This is a genomic window from Amycolatopsis pithecellobii (assembly GCF_009707865.1).
Lineage (GTDB): Bacteria > Actinomycetota > Actinomycetes > Mycobacteriales > Pseudonocardiaceae > Amycolatopsis_E > Amycolatopsis_E pithecellobii.
In genome coordinates this window covers 127,385-145,394 of sequence record NZ_WMBA01000005.1, presented here as the reverse complement: position 1 = coordinate 145,394, position 18,010 = coordinate 127,385, and the positions used below count along the sequence as shown (strand labels likewise).

Annotated in this window: 16 protein-coding genes; 8 read left to right on the top strand and 8 right to left on the bottom strand. The window is 69.7% G+C overall.

Translation table 11 applies throughout. From position 1 onward, the window contains the following. The first annotated feature begins 44 nt into the window (after positions 1-44). Complete coding sequence (locus GKO32_RS05435) at positions 45-1,118, top strand: NAD(P)-dependent alcohol dehydrogenase (RefSeq protein ID WP_154755655.1); 1,074 nt, start codon at positions 45-47, stop codon at positions 1,116-1,118. 5 nt (positions 1,119-1,123) lie between these two features. Here GKO32_RS05435 and GKO32_RS05430 read toward each other — a convergent pair whose 3' ends face one another. Together GKO32_RS05430 and GKO32_RS05425 are read right to left on the bottom strand one after the other, a co-directional pair. Further along, the gene (locus GKO32_RS05430; RefSeq protein ID WP_154755654.1) at positions 1,124-1,684 is read right to left on the bottom strand and encodes a hypothetical protein; all 561 of its coding nucleotides are present in this window, start codon (positions 1,682-1,684) and stop codon (positions 1,124-1,126) included. Continuing rightward, positions 1,677-2,324 carry a response regulator gene (locus tag GKO32_RS05425; RefSeq protein WP_154755653.1) on the bottom strand — a complete coding sequence of 216 codons (648 nt, stop codon included), beginning with the start codon at positions 2,322-2,324 and terminating at the stop codon, positions 1,677-1,679. Before GKO32_RS05425 ends, GKO32_RS05430 begins: the two co-directional genes overlap by 8 nt. A 172-nt stretch (positions 2,325-2,496) precedes the next feature. Between GKO32_RS05425 and GKO32_RS05420 the strand changes: the two genes are divergently transcribed. Beyond that, complete coding sequence (locus tag GKO32_RS05420) at positions 2,497-3,408, top strand: Acg family FMN-binding oxidoreductase (RefSeq protein ID WP_154755652.1); 912 nt, start codon at positions 2,497-2,499, stop codon at positions 3,406-3,408. Here the strand turns inward: GKO32_RS05420 and GKO32_RS05415 are convergent, their stop codons facing one another. Continuing rightward, positions 3,409-5,142: a GAF domain-containing sensor histidine kinase gene (locus GKO32_RS05415; protein WP_166459395.1), complete on the bottom strand. Its 1,734-nt coding sequence runs from the start codon at positions 5,140-5,142 to the stop codon at positions 3,409-3,411. A gap of 183 nt (positions 5,143-5,325) precedes the next feature. Here GKO32_RS05415 and GKO32_RS05410 point away from each other — a divergent pair, with 183 nt between their 5' ends. Together GKO32_RS05410 and GKO32_RS05405 are read left to right on the top strand one after the other, a co-directional pair. Beyond that, positions 5,326-7,128 carry a glycosyltransferase gene (locus GKO32_RS05410; protein WP_154755651.1) on the top strand — a complete coding sequence of 601 codons (1,803 nt, stop codon included), beginning with the start codon at positions 5,326-5,328 and terminating at the stop codon, positions 7,126-7,128. 12 nt (positions 7,129-7,140) lie between these two features. Then, on the top strand, positions 7,141-7,932 hold the full coding sequence (locus tag GKO32_RS05405) for a TylF/MycF/NovP-related O-methyltransferase (RefSeq protein WP_154755650.1): 792 nt from the start codon (positions 7,141-7,143) through the stop codon (positions 7,930-7,932). On the opposite strand, the gene GKO32_RS05400 is transcribed toward GKO32_RS05405, so the two are convergent. The 3 genes from GKO32_RS05400 to GKO32_RS05390 form a co-directional block, all read right to left on the bottom strand. Then, positions 7,925-8,344, bottom strand: coding sequence for a hypothetical protein (locus GKO32_RS05400; protein ID WP_154755649.1), 420 nt, complete (start codon positions 8,342-8,344; stop codon positions 7,925-7,927). The genes GKO32_RS05405 and GKO32_RS05400 overlap by 8 nt on opposite strands. 62 nt (positions 8,345-8,406) lie before the next feature. Beyond that, positions 8,407-9,030, bottom strand: a complete 624-nt coding sequence (locus tag GKO32_RS05395; protein WP_154755648.1) for an FMN reductase — start codon at positions 9,028-9,030, stop codon at positions 8,407-8,409. Positions 9,031-9,044: 14 nt separating this feature from the next. Then, positions 9,045-10,136, bottom strand: coding sequence for an LLM class flavin-dependent oxidoreductase (locus tag GKO32_RS05390; protein WP_154755647.1), 1,092 nt, complete (start codon positions 10,134-10,136; stop codon positions 9,045-9,047). A gap of 190 nt (positions 10,137-10,326) precedes the next feature. Here GKO32_RS05390 and GKO32_RS05385 point away from each other — a divergent pair, with 190 nt between their 5' ends. The 3 genes from GKO32_RS05385 (at position 10,327) to GKO32_RS05375 (ending at position 12,400) form a co-directional block, all read left to right on the top strand. After that, entirely contained in the window at positions 10,327-10,689 is a 363-nt protein-coding gene (locus tag GKO32_RS05385) for an Hsp15 family ribosome-associated heat shock protein (RefSeq protein WP_312867512.1), read from the top strand. Between the two features lie 82 nt (positions 10,690-10,771). Continuing rightward, positions 10,772-11,512 (top strand): three-helix bundle dimerization domain-containing protein, encoded by a 741-nt coding sequence (locus GKO32_RS05380; RefSeq protein WP_154755645.1) that lies wholly within the window; start codon positions 10,772-10,774, stop codon positions 11,510-11,512. A gap of 39 nt (positions 11,513-11,551) precedes the next feature. Then, the gene (locus tag GKO32_RS05375) at positions 11,552-12,400 is read left to right on the top strand and encodes a S1 family peptidase (RefSeq protein ID WP_246243192.1); all 849 of its coding nucleotides are present in this window, start codon (positions 11,552-11,554) and stop codon (positions 12,398-12,400) included. A 24-nt stretch (positions 12,401-12,424) separates the two neighbouring features. On the opposite strand, the gene GKO32_RS05370 is transcribed toward GKO32_RS05375, so the two are convergent. Beyond that, the gene (locus tag GKO32_RS05370; protein WP_166459394.1) at positions 12,425-12,883 is read right to left on the bottom strand and encodes a DUF6542 domain-containing protein; all 459 of its coding nucleotides are present in this window, start codon (positions 12,881-12,883) and stop codon (positions 12,425-12,427) included. Positions 12,884-13,030: 147 nt separating this feature from the next. Between GKO32_RS05370 and GKO32_RS05365 the strand changes: the two genes are divergently transcribed. Then, the gene (locus GKO32_RS05365; protein WP_166459393.1) at positions 13,031-13,567 is read left to right on the top strand and encodes an AfsR/SARP family transcriptional regulator; all 537 of its coding nucleotides are present in this window, start codon (positions 13,031-13,033) and stop codon (positions 13,565-13,567) included. 106 nt (positions 13,568-13,673) lie between these two features. Here the strand turns inward: GKO32_RS05365 and GKO32_RS05360 are convergent, their stop codons facing one another. Continuing rightward, on the bottom strand, positions 13,674-17,975 hold the full coding sequence (locus GKO32_RS05360; protein ID WP_154755642.1) for an NAD-glutamate dehydrogenase domain-containing protein: 4,302 nt from the start codon (positions 17,973-17,975) through the stop codon (positions 13,674-13,676). Between the last annotated feature and the right edge of the window lie 35 nt (positions 17,976-18,010).

Genomic DNA, 18,010 nt, shown 5'->3' with positions numbered 1-18,010 from the left:
TAGGCTCGCGAACAGACCGAAAATTCTGTCTGTATCGGAGGATCATGCGTACCACTATGGGTTGGCAAAGCGCTGCCGACGGCTCCACCGCGCTTCAGCGGATCGCGTTCGATCGAAGGGAGCTGCGCGAAGACGACATCGCGATGCGGGTCGACTTTTGCGGTGTCTGCCACAGTGACCTGCACGCCGTTCAGGGCGCGCTGGGTGACCATGCCGCTCTGGGGTCCGGCGCGCTGGTCCCGGGTCACGAGTTCACCGGCACGGTCACGGAGGTGGGGCCGGCGGTGACCGGATTCGCGCTCGGGGACCGGATCGCGGTAGGAACGCTCGTCGACTCCTGCGGCACTTGCCCGATGTGTCAGGCAGGGCAGGAGAACTTTTGTTTCGAGGGTCCCGTCAGCACCTACGGCGGCGTCGACCGCATCGACGGCACGTCGTTGAAGGGCGGCTACAGCCGCGAGTATGTGCTGCGTGAGAAGTTCGCCTACCGGCTGCCCGGGCATCTCGATGCGGCAGCGGCCGTTCCGTTGATGTGCGCCGGGATCACGGTATGGGAGCCGATGCGCGCGGCCGGTATCGGGCCGGGCTCCCGGGTGGCCGTGGCCGGGCTGGGCGGGCTGGGCCACCTCGGGGTGAAGCTGGCCGCCGCCCTCGGCGCCGAGGTCACCGTACTCAGCCGCACCGCGGACAAGGCCGTCGATGCGCAGAAGCTCGGGGCCACGGAACTGCTGTTGACCACTGACGACAAACAGACGCAGCAGGCGTTCGGCCGCTTCGACCTCATCCTGGACACCATCTCCGCTCCGCACGACCTCTCTGTGCTGCTGCGCATGGCCGCTCTGGACGGCACCCTGAGCGTGCTCGGCTTCCCCGTGGACACGACGGTCCGCATCATGGACCTGACCGCAGGGCGCAAGAAGCTGACCTCCTCAGGCACGGGCGGTCGACGGCACACAGCGGAGATGCTGGCCTTCTGCGCCGAGCATCAGATCACCGCAGAGGTGGAGGTCCTGCCCTCGGCCCGTGTCCAGGATGCACTCGATCGCCTGGACCGAGGCGACGTGCGCTACCGCTTCGTACTGGACCTGTCAGATCTGGACCAGCCCGCGTCCTCGTAGCCGGATCAGCGGTGCGCCGGGCCGTGGCCGCCGGTGGTTTCGCCGTTGATCGCGTCCAGGAGCCGGCGTGCGACCAGTTTCGCGGCGGATCTGTTGCGGTGCCAGTAAAGTTCGGCCCAGCGCCGGGACACCGGGTCGGGCACCCGCACGCGGGTTTCGAACGTCAGCACGCTGCCCGCGCCGCTCGCCCGGACGGCCAAGGCCACCGCGATCGTGCCGGACCGGGGTCTGTTGTAGCAGGCGAAGCCGCCGGGGGTGATGTCGTGCCAGCGCGGCAACGGCGTCCAGAACCGGCCCGCCGCGCCGAGCACGATCTCGTGCCCTGGTCGTTCGCCGAGCAGCACCCAGCGGCCGCCGAGCAGGATCTCCTCGAACGCGGGGCCATCCTCATCCGGCCGCAACCCCAGCGGCAACCCACGCGCCCAGGGCAGCGCGGGGGACCGTAGATCACCGCCACGCAACCGGCCCATCGTCGCATAAGTGTCCACTGTGGACGCCTCGATCGTCAGCCGCTCGGTGAGCGCGAAATCGTACCGGCCGGCGAAAACGTCCAGGAGCTCATTCACCGTAAGGACGGCGTTCGTGCAGTTTGGCGGCCAGCACCGCGGCCTGCGTGCGGCGCTCCAAGCCGAGTTTCGTCAGCAGCCGGGACACGTAATTCTTGACCGTCTTCTCGGCGAGGAACATCCGTTCGGCGATCTGCCGGTTGGTCAGGCCCTCCCCGATCAGCTCCAGCAACCGTCGTTCGGATTCGGTGAGCCCCGACAGCGGGCCCTGGTCCGCGGCGTCGGCGCGCAGCTTCGCCATCAGCGTCGCGGCGGCCCGGTTGTCCAGCAGCGAACGACCGGAACCGACCTCGTGCACGGCGGAAACCAGTTGCAGCCCTTGGATGTCTTTGATGACATACCCACCGGCGCCGGCGAGGATCGCGTTGAGCATCGCTTCCTCGTCGGTGTACGAAGTCAGCATCAGCACGTTCAGCTCCGGAAGCCGTGACCGCAGTTCCCGGCACAGCTCGACCCCGTTGCCGTCCGGCAGCCGCACATCCAGCAGCGCCACATCCGGCCGCAACGCGGGGATACGCGCCAGCGCCTGCGCGACGTTCGGCGCCTCACCGACAACGGTCAGCTCGGGATCGGCTTCCAGCAGGTCCGCGACGCCACGGCGGACGACCTCATGGTCGTCCACCAGAAACACCTTGATCAAAGCCCCACCTTTCCGATACCGCGGACAGGTTAGGGCCCGGCCCGCGCCCGGCGACGCGGGTTTTGGTCCCCAGCGGAGAGGACCAAGGTCATCAGTCCTCAGGCCGGGTGGACCCTACTGTGCCCGCCCCCGGGCGGGAACCGTGAGCGGGGAGAGAAATGGGGTGGTGGCCATGACCTGGTCGGCGACCGAGGCCGGGGTGCTGGCACGTGCCGTCGCGCGGGCGCCGTCGGTGCACAACAGCCAGCCGTGGGTGCTGCGGTTACAGGCCGGCGGCGTGGAGTTGTTCGAACGCCCCGAGGTAAGGCTGCCGCGCCATGATCCCTCCGGCCGCGACCGGTTGATCTCCTGTGGCGCGGCGCTGACCAATCTGCGGCTCGCGGTGCGCGCACTGGGCTGGGAAGTGAAACTTTCCCTGTTCCCCCAAGCGGATCAGCGCGATCTGCTGGCCAGGGTCGTGGCCACCGAACGCGGCCAGGCGGACGAGACGGAAGTGAACCAGTACGCCGCGATCTTCCAGCGCCGCAGCTACCGTGCCCCGTTCGCACTGCGCCCGGTCCCGCCCGTGGACGTGCGGGAACTGCTGCGTGCCGACGTCACCGATGGCACGAGCGTGCAGGTCGTGGGGCGGGGCGACGGCCGGGCGCTCGCCGGGCTGCTCGGTCATGCCGCCTTGATCTTCCGAGGTGACCGCGCCTATCAGCGGGAGTTGCAGGCGTGGTCGGATCAGTTCCGCGAACCGTTGCCGGAGGAGCCGACGCTGCCCTGGGGCGGCCTGGTGCGGCCCCACACGCATGTGCCGGACGTGCTCACGTTGACCGCGCGACTGCAGCAGGAGTGCCTGCTGATCGTGCTCGCCGACGACGACAGCCGCCGCGATCATCTCCTCGCCGGGCGGGCGCTGCAGGAGGTGTGGCTGGCCGCCGTCGTGCGCGGGCTCGTGGCGTCGGTGCTGACCCAGCCGCTGCGGCTGCCCGAGGTGCGTGCCGAGCTGATCGAACGACTCGAGCTGCCCGGCCACCCGCAGGCGATCCTGCGCGTCGGCTACCCGGTGACCGCCGCTCCGTCCGTCCACAGTGGATAGTCAGGAAACCGGTGCGCTCCAGATGAGTTTCGTGCCACCGGCTTCCGGGGTCTCCAGCCGGAAGAAGCCGCCTGCCTCTTCCGCGCGGGTAGCGAGATTGTGTAACCCGCTGCGCGCCACGGTATCCGGGACGCCCTGGCCGTCGTCGGTGACGTCGATGACGAGATCGTCGTTGACGGAGATCGTCACCGTGAGCGTGCCCGCCGCCGAATGGCGGACCGCGTTGGTCACCGCCTCTCGCACGACGGCTTCGGCGTGCTCGGCCAGCGGCGCGGACACCACCCCCAGCGGACCGGACACCCGGATCGTCGACTGCATCCCGGAATTCGCGGTGACCTCCGCGATGATCTCGTGCAGCCGCTTGCGCAGCTGCGTCGTGCCCTGCAGCCCGCCGTGCAAATCGAAGATCGCCGTGCGGATCTCGGCCACGATGTTCTGCACATCCTCGACCGCGTCGGACAGGCGGCGCTGGATATCGGGGGAGCGGGTGCGCAGTCGCGTGCTCTGCAGTGCGAGGCCGTGGGCGAACAGCCGCTGGATGACGTGATCGTGCAGATCGCGGGCGATGCGGTCGCGGTCGGCGAGCACCTCAAGCTGGTAGAGCCGCCGCTGGTCGTCCGCCAGCTGCAGGGCGAGCGCGGCCTGGTCGGCGAACGACGAAGCGAGGGGCACCTGCCCGGACTCGAACGGTTCCGCGCCCGCCCGGCGCACCGCGACCAGCACGCCGGACACGGTGTCGGACGACGCCCGCAGCGGAAGCACCAGCGCCGGCCCGAACTCCTCCGGGATGTCGCTCGCCAGGTCCCAGCGCAGACGCGCGCTCAACACCGGTAAGGCGGTGCGGAAGGCCTCACCGGCGGTGGACTCGTCGACCGGGAGCAGTTTGCCCCGCAGCCCGGCCGGATCGATACCCTCGCACACGGTGACGACCAGGTTCTCCACCTCGGGCGCGGGGAGCTCCGGGTCCTCCGGCTGCGCGATCAGCGTGTAGTCGGCGCCGGTCAGCACCATCGTGCGGTGCGCGATCAGGTCGAGCACCTGGTCGGGCCTGGCGGTGGACAGTAACTCTGCGCGGATCTCGCTGGTCGCTTCCTGCCAGCGCTGCCGTAGCCGCGCCTCCTCGTACAGGCGCGCGTTCTCCACGGCGATCCCGGCCGCCGCGGCCAGCGCCTGCACCACCACCTCGTCGTCCTCGGTGAACGGCTGACCGCCCGCTTTCTCGGTGAGATAAAGGTTTCCGAAGACCTGCTGGCGCACCAGCACGGGCACGCCGAGGAAACTGCGCATCGGCGGGTGGTTGGCCGGGAACCCCGACGACGCGGGGTGCTGCGAAAGATTGCTGAGGCGGATCGGTTTCGGCTGATCGATCAGCAGGCCCAGCAACCCGTGCCCCTCCGGCAGGTGCCCGATCCGTTCCCGCATCGGTTCGTCGATGCCTTCGTAGACGAACTCGGCGAGCCCGACCCCGTCGGCGTTGAGCACGCCGAGCGCACCGTAGCGGCAGTCCACCAGCTCGATCGCCGCGTGCACGATGCGGCGCAGGGTCGCGTCGAGCTCCAGGCCGCTGGCCACGGCCAGCATCGCCTCGAGCAACCCGTCCATCTGGTCCCGGGCACTGACGAGTTGTTCGACGCGGTCCTGCACCTCGCCCAGCAGCTCCCGCAGCCGAAGCTGGGACAGCGTGCCGCGCAGTGACGGCGTCGCGTCGCCGGAGCCGTGATCGGGCTGAACCATGTGCCCAGCTTGGCACCGGTGCCGCCGTTTATCCAAGCAGGCGACCAGCGGCCCCCAGGAGTCCTTGTGCTCTACCGTGGGTATCCCGCACGAGCCGACATGCCGAGCGGGGCCGATGCTGGCACCCTCGTACGCACGGGAGGCCGCCCGGGGAGTGCCGCCCGGGGAGTGGAGGATGGCTCGATGAGCGGAAGCGCCCGGCTGGTGCAGCGGACGTTCTTCGTGCCGCCGCGTGATCTGGAGCCCGAGGAGCTGTACTTCGAAACCGAGCGTGGTGCGGTCGTCGCCGAACGGGCCCGCATCAGCTTGGAGCCGAACGCGCGTGTCCGTACCAACACCTACTTCGGCCGGTTCCCCGCCAGCTACTGGCAGCGCTGGACCGCGGCCGACCGGGTGAGCGTCCGCGTCACGGCCCATGGTGCGGGCCGGGTGCGGCTGATGGCCTCCGACAGCAGCGGCCTGATCCGGTCTGCCGACAGCGCGCGGGTGCACACCGAGTCCGGGGAACCGATCGAGCTGCACGCCCGGCTGAACCAGTTCGCCGATGGCGGGGCGCTCTGGCTGGAATTCACCACGGGCACCGGCCGGCTGGTCGCCGGTGACGTGCGCTGGCAGGTCGCCGCTCCGGCCGCCGAGCGCGGCGCGGTGATCGCGATCTGCACCTACAACCGTGCCGACGACTGCATCGCGACCCTGCGCATCCTGGCCGCCGATCCCGGATGCGTGGCGGCGCTGGACGCGGTCTACGTCGTGGACCAGGGCACCGACCCGGTGTCCTCCCGCGCGGGTTTCGCCGCGGTGCGCGAAGAACTGGGCGGAATCCTGCGCTACATCCGCCAGCCCAATCTCGGCGGCGCGGGCGGGTTCACCCGCGGCCTGTGCGAGGCCACCGCGGGCGAGCCGGAGAACTGGCCCTACGTGCTGCTGATGGACGACGACATCGTGCCGGAGCCGGACACGGTCCTGCGGATGCTGGCGTTCGCCGCGCACACCGCCCAGCCCTCGATCGTCGGCGGGCAGATGCTGCAGTTGCTGCATCCGGACCGGTTGCACGTCGGGGCCGAGCGGACCGACCTGCCCCGCCTGCGCGCGGGACGCGCGGTGCCGGAAGCCGTCCGCGACGCCGACATGACCTCGTCGCAGCAGGAAATCCGGGTCGACGCGGAGTACAACGCGTGGTGGTCGTGCGTGATCCCGCCCGAGGTGCTTGCGAGCGTCGGCTACCCGCTGCCGATGTTCTTCCAGTGGGACGACATCGAGTACGGGCTGCGGGCCCGCGCCGCCGGGTTCCCGACCGTCACCCTCGCCGGGGCCGGGGTGTGGCACGCGGACTTCTCCTGGAAGGACTGGGACGACTGGTCGCGGTATTTCAGCCTCCGCAACGCACTCGTGGCCAGCGCGCTGCACGGCGAGTTCGACATCAAGAGCACGGCCTGGTTCCTGTTCGGTGAGCTGTGGCGGTACCTGTCGTCGATGCGCTACGGTCTCGCCCGCACGCTGATCGCCGCCATCGAGGACTTCCTGCGCGGGCCCGAGGTGCTCGCCGACGGTGGCGTGCAGGCCGCGGCCAGGATCCGTAAGCTGCGCGCGGAGTACCCGGAAACCGTGGTGCATCCGCTGACCGGCGCGCCGATGCTGCCGGTCCAGGTGCCCGAGCCGACGCCGTCGAAACCGAGCCTGGTGCTCGCCAAACGGGCCGTGTACCAGTTGCTGGGCCGCACCCGGGGCGCGGCCACGATCGCCGCCCGGCACAACCGATGGTGGCATGTTTCGTTGTACGACAAGGCAGTGGTGACCGACCCGGCGCAGAACGGGGTGCGGCTGCGGGAACGTGACCCGGTCGTGTTGCGGGCACTGGCCGCGCGGGGCGCCGCGGTGATCGCGCGGTTCGTGCGCGAGGGGCGCCACGCGGGCCGGCGGTACCGGGCCGCGCTGCCGGAGCTCACCAGCCGGGCCAACTGGACCCGGCTGTTCGAAACCGATTGAGGAGAACCGAATATGTTCGACCGGCTGCGCGCCGGCCTGCGGGCCAAACTGGTGCGGATCGCCGACGAGACCGCCGACCGTCAGTACGCCCGGTACGAGGCGCTGGTGGAAGGGCTTCGCCGCGAGCTGCGCGAGGAAACCGCCCGGCTGGCCGACACGGTGCGGGAGATCGAGTTCCGCTCGCGCCGCGATATTCACGCGGCCGGCGAGCGTGCCGCGGTCGCAAGCACCGACCGGTTCGTGCGTGCGCACCTGCCGACGGTGGTGACGTTCCCGCACCCGATGGAAACCTTGCAGCACGCCCTTTCCTTCGTGCCGGACACGGGGATGGTGTGCGAGTTCGGGGTGTTCGGCGGCACCACGCTCAAGGCGATCACCGCGGCGCTGCCAGGCCGCGAAATCTACGGGTTCGACTCGTTCGAGGGCTTGCCCGAGGACTGGCGCACCAACATCCCCAGCGGAGCGTTCGACCGGGGCGGTCAGCGGCCCGAAGTCGACGGGGCGGTGCTGGTGGTCGGCTGGTTCGCCGACACCCTGCCCGGCTTCGTCGAGGAGCAGCAGGGCCCGGTGGCGTTCCTGCACCTGGACGCCGATCTGTACTCCTCGACCGCGACCGTGCTCGAGCACCTCGGGGACCGGTTGCGGCCGGGCAGTGTCGTGCTGTTCGACGAGTACTTCAACTACCCGGGCTGGGAGGAGCACGAGCACAAGGCGTGGCAGGAGTTCGTCGCGCGCACGGGGATCACGTTCGAGTACTTGTGCTACACGTCCAACAATGAGCAGCTGGCGTTGCGGATCACCTGACGTCGGTGGCGCCGGTGAAACGGGCGATGACGACGCGCAGGCCGGTGTCGAAGTCCTCCCGCGTCGTGGCGCGGGGCAGCGGATCCGGGCGCTCGGCCGCGACCAGCGGCCGGGCGAGCCCGATCCCGGTAACGGTCCAGCCGCCTGGCGCATGCAGGTTCCGCTCGGTGACGGTGATCGCCACGGGACGGCCCGAGGCGCGGCGGATCAGCGTCCGGTCCCGGCCGGCGGGCACCAGCAGGTCGCCGTCATCGAGCACGAAACAGCTCAACGGCACCGGTTCCTGCCCGTCGATCGCCGCGAGCACGGGCCGGTAGCGCACCGGGGAGCGGATCAGCCGCACACATTCCCCGTGCGTCAGCGTTTTCGCCGGCTCGGCGTGGGTCGTTGCCTCGAGCCTGTTCGCGGCCATGGCGGAGATCGTAAAGATCCAGTTCTCGCCACGAAATTCGTATAACGACCTATACGGCGCCGTTAGTGGCCGAGGAGTTCGTTGAAGCTGGGGACGCCGGCATACGGATCGACGCCGGCATACGGATCGGCGACGCCTTCCCGCCCGGTGGTGCGGATCTTCGCGGCGAGCTCATGCCCGGCGCGGTCGATTCGTTCGGGGAGCGGGTTCACGCGGTCGCCTTCGCCAGCCCAGTCGTCGGTCGCGGCGAAGACGCCGGTGGGGACAACGTCGGCATGCAGGTAGGTGAACAGCGGGCGCACCGCGTACTCCAGCGCCAGCGAGTGCCGTGCGGTGCCACCGGTCGCCCCGAGTAGCACCGGCATGCCGGTCAGCGTGCCAGGGTCGAGAATGTCCACAAAGGACTTGAACAGTCCCGAATACGACGTCGTGAAAATCGGCGTCACGGCGATCACGGCGTCGGCGCCGGCGAGTCCGGTGAGGACGCCCGGCAGTTTGCCGGCGGGGAAACCGGTGAGCATCGCGTTGGTGATGTCGTGCGCGATGTCGCGCAGTTCGATGGTCTCGACGGTCGCCGCGGTCCCGCCCGCTTCCAGCGCGGCCACGGTCGCCTGGCTCAGCCGGTCGGCGAGCAGGCGGGTGGACGAAGGCTGGTTGAGCCCGGCGGACACGGTCACGATCTTCATGGCTTTCCCTTCGTTCACGAGGCCAGTTCGTGGGTGCGGAGCGCGACCCGCTCGGCGTGCGTCGGCGGGCCGGCGGGCACATCCGCCGGGCGCAGGCTCTCCATTTCCTTGCGCAGCACGGGAACGACCTCCTCGGCCAGGATGTCGATCTGCTCGAGCACGGTCTTGAGCGGCAGGCCCGCGTGGTCCACGAGGAACAACTGGCGCTGGTAGTCGCCGACGTCCTCCCGCATCTTCGCGTAGCGGTCGATCACCTGCTGCGGGCTGCCGACGGTCAGCGGGGTGGACGCGGTGAAGTCCTCCATCGACGGGCCGTGCCCGTAGACCGGCGCGTTGTCGAAGTACGGGCGGAACTCGTTCCACGCGTCCTGGGAGTTCTTGCGGATGAACGCCTGCCCGCCGAGGCCGACGATGGCGTGACTCGCCGGGCCGTGCCCGTGGTGCTCGAAGCGCTGCCGGTAGAAGTTCACCATTTTCCTGGTGTGCGACATGGGCCAGAAGATGTTGTTGTGGAAGAACCCGTCGCCGTAGTAGGCGGCTTGTTCGGCGATCTCCGGGCTGCGGATCGAGCCGTGCCACACGAACGGCGGGACGCCGTCCAGTGGCCGCGGCGTCGAGGTGAACCCGTGCAGCGGGGTGCGGAACTTTCCTTCCCAGTCCACGACATCCTCTTCCCACAGTCGTCGCAGGAGCGCGTAGTTCTCCACGGCCAGCGGGATTCCCTGGCGGATGTCCTTGCCGAACCACGGGTAGACGGGGCCGGTGTTGCCGCGGCCCATCATGAGGTCCATCCGGCCGTTCGACAGGACCTGCAGCATGGCGTAGTCCTCGGCGATCTTGACCGGGTCGTTGGTGGTGATCAGCGTGGTCGAGGTGGACAGGATGATGTTCTCGGTCGAGGCCGCGAGGTACCCCAGCAGCGTGGTGGGGGAGGACGCCACGAACGGCGGGTTGTGGTGCTCGCCGGTCGCGAACACATCCAGCCCGGCCTCATCGGCGTGCTGCGCGATGGTGACCATCGAGCGGACACGCTCGGTGTCGTCCGGCGTCTCGCCCGTGGTGGGGTCGGTGGTGACGTCGCTGACGCTGAACACTCCGAACTGCATGACGGCCCTCCTGGTCCGTGTGGCTTCGATACGTCCACTTTCAATGTCTCGCGTGGAAGAATATTTCACGCGAGACGTTAGCGCGCGAGCGAAGTGGCCGCCGTCACGAGGCCACCTACGATTCCGGACCCGCCCGCGCGGGCGGTGTGCGGATGTGAGAAGCGGTGATCGCGTGCCAGGATGGGCGGCTGTGGAGTCGACTCGTGTTGATCGGTGGCTGTGGGCGGTGCGGTTGACCAAGACCCGCCCGGACGCGGCCGCGGCCTGCCGGGGCGGGCATGTCCGCGTCAACGACCGTCCCGCCAAGCCCGCGACTACGGTGTCGCCGGGGGACGAGGTGCGTGCCCGCGTCGGTGACCGGACGCGGACCGTCGAGGTGGTGCGGGTGATCCACAAGAGAGTCGGCGCGGCCGACGCCGCGACCTGTTTCATCGACCGGACCCCCGCGCCGCCGCCGGAAGCAGTGGTGCCGGTCGCCCGCCGGGAACGCGGGGCGGGCCGGCCGACGAAACGCGACCGCCGCGCGCTCGACCGGCTCCGCGGGCAGTTTTGACCGTCCGGTAAGGACTTTCGGCTCTGTGCGTGCGGCCGCCGGCGAGCGAGTCTGTACGTGCGAAATCGGAGGGTGACGACGAATGGACACGATCGAATCGGTCCGCGAGCCCAACCTGGACACGCAGCTGCGGCAACTGGAACGACGGTTGCGCGACGAGCGGGACGAAGTGCCGCCGGCGGTGCTGCACGAATGGGTCGAAAGCGCCCGTGCCCGGTTCGCTGAGGCCCGGATAGTCACGTTCGTGCCGATCCTCGTCGAGCGGCTCGTGCGGACCCACCTCGACCTCGACCGCATCGCGGCCCGGACGGCGGAACGGCTTCTCGCCGGCACCCTGCCGCGCCGCTGGGCGCACACGCAGGGTGTCGCGCGCCGCGCCGCCGAGATCGCCGGGCTGTTGTCACACGAGGACGGGAAAGTGCTCGCCGCATCCGCGTGGCTGCACGACATCGGCTACGCCCCGGACGTGGCCGAACTGGATTTCCATCAGCTGGACGGTGCGCGGTACCTGGCCCGCGCGGGCTGGCCGGAGCGTATCTGCGCGCTGGTCGCCCACCATGCCGGTGCGGCGGCGGTCGCCGAGCTCACCGGGCTGACCGAGCAGCTGGCCGCGTTCGACGACGAGCAGAGCGTGGTGCGGGACGCGCTGTGGTACTGCGACATGACCACCGGCCCGGACGGGCAACCGGTGTCGTTCGCCGACCGGATGGCGGAGCTGCGGGCGCGGCGTGGGCCAGGGGACCCGGTCGTGCGGGCACTCGCGACCAACGAGGAGGAGCGAGCCGCAGCCGTCCGGCGCACGGAGATGTTACTTTCCCACTGAATCGAACCTTTCCGGTGCTCTCGGACGTCTTACCGGGTGATGAGGAAAACTTCGAAGAAGCATGGGGCGCTGGCGTTCGCGGCGATGCTGGGTGCCGGGGCGGCCTTCGCGTATGTCTCGACGCAGCAGGTCGACGCGGCGGACCGGAAGGCGCCGCCCGTGGCGCGAGCGGCGCCGCCGTCCAGCGGCGCACCCACCCCGCCGCCCAGTGCCGCGCCGGCCGTGGCACCGGTGCTGCCGTTCAACGCGAAGCTGACTTCCGCTGACATTCCCGTCGCGGGTGGCGGCGTGCGTGCCGGCGGGTGCAGTGGCTCGCTGATCGACCCGCACTGGGTCATCACGGCCGGGCACTGCTTCCACGACGTCAACGGTGTGCGGGTGGGCGGAAAACCGCAGTACACCATGAACGTGACGGTCGGCAAGACCAAGGACAGCGAGCCAGGGGGCACCACGGTGCGGGTGGTGGACGTGCGCCAGTCGCCGGTCAACGACCTCGCCGTGGTGAAGCTGAGCGCCCCGGTCTCCGGCATCGTCCCGCTGACGCTCGTGGAGACCAGGCCGGCGCCCGGTCAGCGGCTGGAATTCGCGGGCTGGGGCTCGACTTCGGCCACCGTCGTCTCCTCGTCGGATCACCTCAAGCGTGGCGTGTTCACCGTCTCGAAGGTCAACGAGAGCACGCTCGACGCGGTGCCGGTCGTGGCGCGGACGGTGGAGAACAGCCCGTGCCACGACGATTCGGGTGCACCGTTCTTCATCACCGACGACGGCGTGACCGGCAGGCTCGTCGCCATCGAGGACTCCGGGCCCGAATGTCCGCAACCCGGCACGGAAATCCTGGCGCGGGTGGATGTGGTGGCGGCCTGGATTCATCAGCAGCTCAGCAGCTGATGAGCGTCAGTCCATTGTGGCCGGTCAGGACTCGCGGCCTTCGGTGTCCTTTGTGGACCTCCGGGGCCGGAAGATGCGGAGTGCGCCCAGAGCGGCGACCAGTGCCGTGATGCCGGCGATCGCCGGGAAGTGCGAGACCACCGGCTGGGCTGCGGACAGCAGCAGGACCGTCGTGTCCGGGTTGTGCCTGGTGAACGCCAGCACCACGATCAGGATCGCGAGGATCGGCACCAGCGGCGTGGACAGCATCACCAGCAGCAGACCGCGCCGCCGCACCGCCAGTACCGTGGCCACGCAGCCCAGCACGAACACGGTCGACGTGAGCCGCCCGATGGTGCCGTAGAGATGCAGGTCCAGCCAGCCCGCCGCCACCGTGAAAACCAGGGTGGCACCGAGCGCCGCCGTCGCCGGCAGGCCGCCTTGCCGCGGGCCTGCCGCCTCGCCGTGCGGCGGCTCCGGTCGCGCCGTCGGCTCGGCTGTCATGGCTGGTTCCTCTCGCTGCTTTGTCCACAATGGACGAAGTTGTGCGCCCGAAGTGCTTCCTCAAGCCTACGTCAAGTGCCGTTGCCACCGGTCACGGTGCGACCGAATATAAGCGGAACACATCCGGCCCGGAAAGGTCAGCCAGCGATGGGCACAGTGCACAGCACGAAACTCCTGCGGTTCGGCGTCTTCGGTGGCGTCGAAGCGATTTACGCAGGTGAGCCGCTCGACCTCGGCCGCGAGCGCGACCGGTGCCTGCTCGGTCTGCTGCTGGTCAACGTCAACCGGGTGGTCACCATCGACACCCTGATCCAGGTGTTCTGGGGCGACCGGCCGCCACGCTCGGCGCGCAGCCAGCTCAAGAACGCCGTGCTGCGCCTGCGCCGCGCGCTGGAGGGCACCGGCGCCGCGCTGCGCACGGTCGGCTCCGGCTACGAACTGGAGGTGGACCCGCTGTCGGTCGACCTGCACCGCGCGATCCACCTCGGCCGCCGGTCCCAGTACGAGCCCTCGCCGGTGGTCGCCGCCGACCTGCTGGAGATGGCGATGTCGCTGTGGCACAGCCCGGTTCTGGGCGACATCGACAACGAGCGCGCGCACGAGATCGTCCGGTGCACGATCGGCCCGGACCTCGACGCGCTGCGGCAGCTGTCCGAAACCCAGGACATGGACCGCGTCGCCTAGGACCGTTTCGCAAGCGGCGGAGCCGCTTGCTGCGGGCCATCAACTGGCACCGCTACCCGCACCGCTACGCAAACCACTTTCGAAACGGTCTAGCCGCGATTCTCGGTCAGCCGGCGATCTTCTGCCCGGCACCACCGCGCAGTGCCTCTATGGTGACCGCGCGCAACCGGCTGTCTTCGTGCTCCGAGGGGGCGAAGTAGACCTCGGCGGTCTGCTGGGGCGAGTGCCCGGTCAGTTCCGCGATCTCCGCGATGTCCAGCAGTGAATACGCCGAGGGCAGGCTCGCCAGCTGGGTCGCCAGCAGCAGCGGCACGTGGTCGGCGATCAGCTGTCGCGCCCGTTCGTCGGCCGCCTGGCGCGCGACGCCGCACGCCAGGCGCCCGAGCTTGGGGCGCAGGGCTCGCACGACGGGACGGAACCGGCCGATCTCGGCGGTAACGTCGAGTGGTGCGGTCCGTCGCGAAAGCAGCCACCGCGCGGCGCGATCGAGCAAGGTGCGCGTGTCCAGGACGAGCTGATCGGTCACCGCGAGGGGCAGCTGCTCGCCCGCGGCCTCGATCCACTCCCAGGTCGAGCGCAGGTCGTAGCTGCCGCTCACCACCGCGAACGCCCGCACCGCGTCCGCGGAGTCCACCGCAAGGTCCTCGGTCAGCCGGAACACATACGTCAGTCCGCCATGATCCACGACTTCGTTCACGAGCACCGTCGCCGCGATCTCACGGCGCAACGGATGCTGCTCGATCGCGGCCGGAAAGCGCTTTCTCACGGTGGGCGGGAAGTACCCGGCCGCGTGCCGGAGCAGGGCGGGATCGGTGAGCAGGTCGCTCGCGAGGAGTTCGGCTTTGAGCGCGTTCTTGGTGTGCGCCACCACCGTGGCCAGTTCCGGGGAACTCAGGCCCTGGTGCTCCCGGACGAGCGCGGCGAACTCACGCTCGCCCGGGAGTGTCTCGGTCGCCCGGTCAAGGCCGTGGCGGTATTCGAGGTCGGCGACCAGCCGCGCATGCACGCTCACGTGCCGGGCCGCGTGCGCCCGGCTGACCCCGAGTGTGCGGTGCCGCCTGCCGGGTTTCGCCGGTTCGCCCGTCACCGCGGCCAGCAGTTCGTCGCGTTCGGCGGTGCCCAGCCTGCCCTTGGCGACCAGGTCGGCGAGCAGGATTTTGACGTTGACCTCGCGGTCCGAGTTGGCGATCGCGGCCACATCGTCGACGACGTGCCCACCGGCGCGGGCGAACTCGATCCGGCCGCGTCGCGTCAGGCCGAGGTTGCCGGCGACGATCTTGGCGCGCAGCTCGGCGGCGTCGACCGCATCGCGAACCCGCGTGGCGGCATGGGTTTCCGTGGCCGCCTTGACGTAGGTGCCGCTCCCGCCGTGCCACTGCACATCGACCGGGGCCAGCAGGATCGCGCGGACCATTTCGTCCGCGGACAACCATTCCACGGTGCTGCCGAGATCGAGTGCGGCGCGCATGATCGGGTTGACCGGGATGGCCTTCTCAGTGCGAGGCCACACTCCGCCGCCGGGGCTGAGCTTCGCCGGGTCGTAGTCCGCCAGCGAGGCGCCCGAAAGCCGTTCTCGTTCCGCCGCCGAGGCCGCCGGATCCGGTGCGGGGTCGAGAAAGATGTGCCGGTCGTCGAACGCGGCGATCAGCCGGACATGGTGCGGCATTCCGGCGCCGGAGAGGTCGCCGATCGCCGCCACGGTGACGTGCTCGCGCTCCGGATCCAGGCCCAGCTCGTGGAAGTGCCGTCCGGCGCTTTCCCAGACCACAGCGGTGTTCGACCGCTCGGCGGGCGCGAACGCGTCGCCCAGCCAGAACCCGTACGCGTGCGCGATGTCGTTGGCGGCAGCGGAAAACGTTCCCTGGCCGGCGGTCACCACCAGATACGGGTCGTCGCCGTCGTAGCGGAGAACCCGCGGCGGGCTCACGATTTGCCCGTCGCGGATGTTGTCGGTGAGATCGAGGAGCCCGGCGACGAACATCCGGTAGCACGCCTCGGCTTCCGTGCGCCGCGCGTCCCGGTCGGCGGGCGGGCGCGTGAGCACGAACCCACCGTGTGCGCCCGCGGGCACGATCGCCGAGTTCCGCACGGCTTGTGCCCTGGCCAGGTCGAGGATCTCGGTCCGGTAGTCCGCGCGCCGGTCCGACCAGCGCAGCCCGCCACGCGCGACGCGGCCGAACCGGAGATGCACGCCCTCGAGCCGCGGTGAGTACACAAAGATCTCGGCAGGCGCGGGAATCGCCGGGCCGGCCAGTTTCAGCGACAGCACCTGGCCGCGGCCGCCACCGTTACGCGTGCCGACAAAGCAGTAGTAGTTCGTGCGGACCGTGGCGTGGATCAGGTCGAGACACCCGCGCAGGAGCCAGTGCTCGCCCGGATCGGGAATGTCGTCGATGAGCCGGGTGAGCTCGCGTGTGCCGTTTTCCCGGTCCTCGCCCCGGAAATCCGGATCGAACCGTTGCTCGAACAACCGCACCAGTCCGGCCGCGATCCGCGGCCACGCCAGCAGCGCGTCCGATAAGGACTGTTCATTATGGACATTTCCGGTCTGGTGCTGGTACCTGGTGTAGGCGCGCAGCAACGCGGCCTGCCGCCAGTCGAGGCCCGCACGCACCACGAGTGCGTTCAACCGGTCGGATTCGGCATCGCCGCGCCACACGGCGGTGAACGCTTCTTCGAACCGGTCGCGGATCGCCGGGTCACGCCAGACCTCGGGCCGGTCGACGGTGAGCCCGAAGTCGAAGATCCAATACGGGATGCTGTCGACGGTGATCTCGTACGAGTGCTCGTCGAGGACGCCGGTGCCGAGTCCCTCCACAATAGACAGAATCTCGGACAGTGTTTCGCGCCGCCCGCTGAGGTAGAGCTTGAACCGGGCCTGCCGGGCGCCGGGCGGGAGGTACACACAGGTGTCCAGGCCCGCGTCGGCGGGGAGCGAGCGCAGCCGCAGCAGATCGTCCAGCCCGGTCTCGGCGTCGAACTTCTCCTTGTACGCCTCGGGAAACCCCTTCACATAACGCCGGGCGTCCTCGGTGGTGCCGGATTCGCCGTGCCGCCCCGCGAGTACGGCGTCGACGAGCCGCTCGTCCCAGCCACACACCGTCGCGGCGAGCCGTTCGCCGATGCGGGCGACATCGGGTTCGGGCCGCGGGCGCGGATCGGTGTGTACGACGAAGTGGATCATCGTCGTCGCCGGGCCGGCAGTGCGCACGTGCTCGGTCACCGACGCCCCGCCCAATTCCGACCGCAGCACGTCGCGCATCGCGAGCCGGCCGGCGGTCGTGTACCGTTGCGCGGCCAGGAAAACCAGGCACGAGAAGAACCGGCCGTGGGGGTCGCGCCGGATGAACACCCGTGGCTGGTGCAGTTCGGCAGGCGCCGGCGCGCCCGTCGCGATGTGGTGCAGGAAAACTTCGTCCGCGGCGAAAAGCTCGGTGCGCGGTAGATCCTCCAGGATCTCCAGCATTCGTTGGCCCGTGCGGGATTTCCCGGACACACCGGTCCGGGTGAGTACGTGCTCGACGCGATCGGAGACGACCGGGATGGTCCGTATGTCCTCGTGTCGCGCGGAAGCGGTGAAGGTGCCGACGAACCGGTGCTCGCCGGTGATCCGGCCCCCACGCTGCGTCCGGATTCCGAGGTAGCACGGCTCACCCGGACAGTACACTGTGGACGGTCCACTCGCCGGCGCCAGAATCATTCCCGGTCCGGACGCGGGGATGGGAATCCCCGCGACGAGTGAGCTTCCGTCCCGCAGCAAGCCGAGACCGTCGCCGGTGCGCAGGGGGTCGTCGAACCGGTAACCGAGGAACGTGAAGTGGCCGTCGGCCAGCCACCGCAGGAGTGCGCCGGTGCCGGCATCGGTCACCGCGGCGGCGACCGCACGCGCGATCTCCCGCATCTCCTCGCCGGAGGCCGCCACCGCACGCACGTCGTCGATCACGGACGTCAGCCGCTGTTGGAGTTCGCGGGCGCGGTCCGCGTTACCGATCCGGTCGATCTCCACGCTGATCCAGGACTCGACGACCGCGCCGGGTGGCGGATTTTCCGGGTCCAGCTCCGGGAAGACCGACCGCAGCAAGTGATCGGCGTCCCGCCACACCACGGCGACGGGGCTGACGACCTGCCGGATCCGGTGCCCGCCACGGGTCAGCTCGCCGACAACCGAGTCGAGCAGGCCGGGCAGGTCCTCGGTGACGATCTGCACGACCGTCGTCGCCGTCGCCCGGCCGTCGATACGCGCGGTGCGGTGGAAAACGCCGAGCACCGATTCGCCGGTCTGCCTGGCGCGGGCGAGGGAATGGTGCGCTCGCGCCAGTTCGGTCAGCTGCGTGTCATCGCCGGCCGTACCGAAGTACAACCGGCGCACTTGCCCGGCCAAAGTGGACTGATCTGCCGTCAAGGTCATGACCTGCTCGCCTCATCCCGCTGAGCCTGTGGTCA

What these genes read in the sequence shown, in the direction of transcription:
- GKO32_RS05415 (WP_166459395.1), bottom strand. Translation starts at nt 5,142, where the DNA reads ATGGTTCAGCCCGATCACGGCTCCGGCGACGCGACGCCGTCACTGCGC.
- GKO32_RS05420 (WP_154755652.1), top strand. Translation starts at nt 2,497, where the DNA reads ATGACCTGGTCGGCGACCGAGGCCGGGGTGCTGGCACGTGCCGTCGCG.
- GKO32_RS05360 (WP_154755642.1), bottom strand. Translation starts at nt 17,975, where the DNA reads ATGACCTTGACGGCAGATCAGTCCACTTTGGCCGGGCAAGTGCGCCGG.
- GKO32_RS05375 (WP_246243192.1), top strand. Translation starts at nt 11,552, where the DNA reads ATGAGGAAAACTTCGAAGAAGCATGGGGCGCTGGCGTTCGCGGCGATG.
- GKO32_RS05380 (WP_154755645.1), top strand. Translation starts at nt 10,772, where the DNA reads ATGGACACGATCGAATCGGTCCGCGAGCCCAACCTGGACACGCAGCTG.
- GKO32_RS05400 (WP_154755649.1), bottom strand. Translation starts at nt 8,344, where the DNA reads ATGGCCGCGAACAGGCTCGAGGCAACGACCCACGCCGAGCCGGCGAAA.
- GKO32_RS05390 (WP_154755647.1), bottom strand. Translation starts at nt 10,136, where the DNA reads ATGCAGTTCGGAGTGTTCAGCGTCAGCGACGTCACCACCGACCCCACC.
- GKO32_RS05395 (WP_154755648.1), bottom strand. Translation starts at nt 9,030, where the DNA reads ATGAAGATCGTGACCGTGTCCGCCGGGCTCAACCAGCCTTCGTCCACC.
- GKO32_RS05365 (WP_166459393.1), top strand. Translation starts at nt 13,031, where the DNA reads ATGGGCACAGTGCACAGCACGAAACTCCTGCGGTTCGGCGTCTTCGGT.
- GKO32_RS05370 (WP_166459394.1), bottom strand. Translation starts at nt 12,883, where the DNA reads ATGACAGCCGAGCCGACGGCGCGACCGGAGCCGCCGCACGGCGAGGCG.
- GKO32_RS05405 (WP_154755650.1), top strand. Translation starts at nt 7,141, where the DNA reads ATGTTCGACCGGCTGCGCGCCGGCCTGCGGGCCAAACTGGTGCGGATC.
- GKO32_RS05410 (WP_154755651.1), top strand. Translation starts at nt 5,326, where the DNA reads ATGAGCGGAAGCGCCCGGCTGGTGCAGCGGACGTTCTTCGTGCCGCCG.
- GKO32_RS05435 (WP_154755655.1), top strand. Translation starts at nt 45, where the DNA reads ATGCGTACCACTATGGGTTGGCAAAGCGCTGCCGACGGCTCCACCGCG.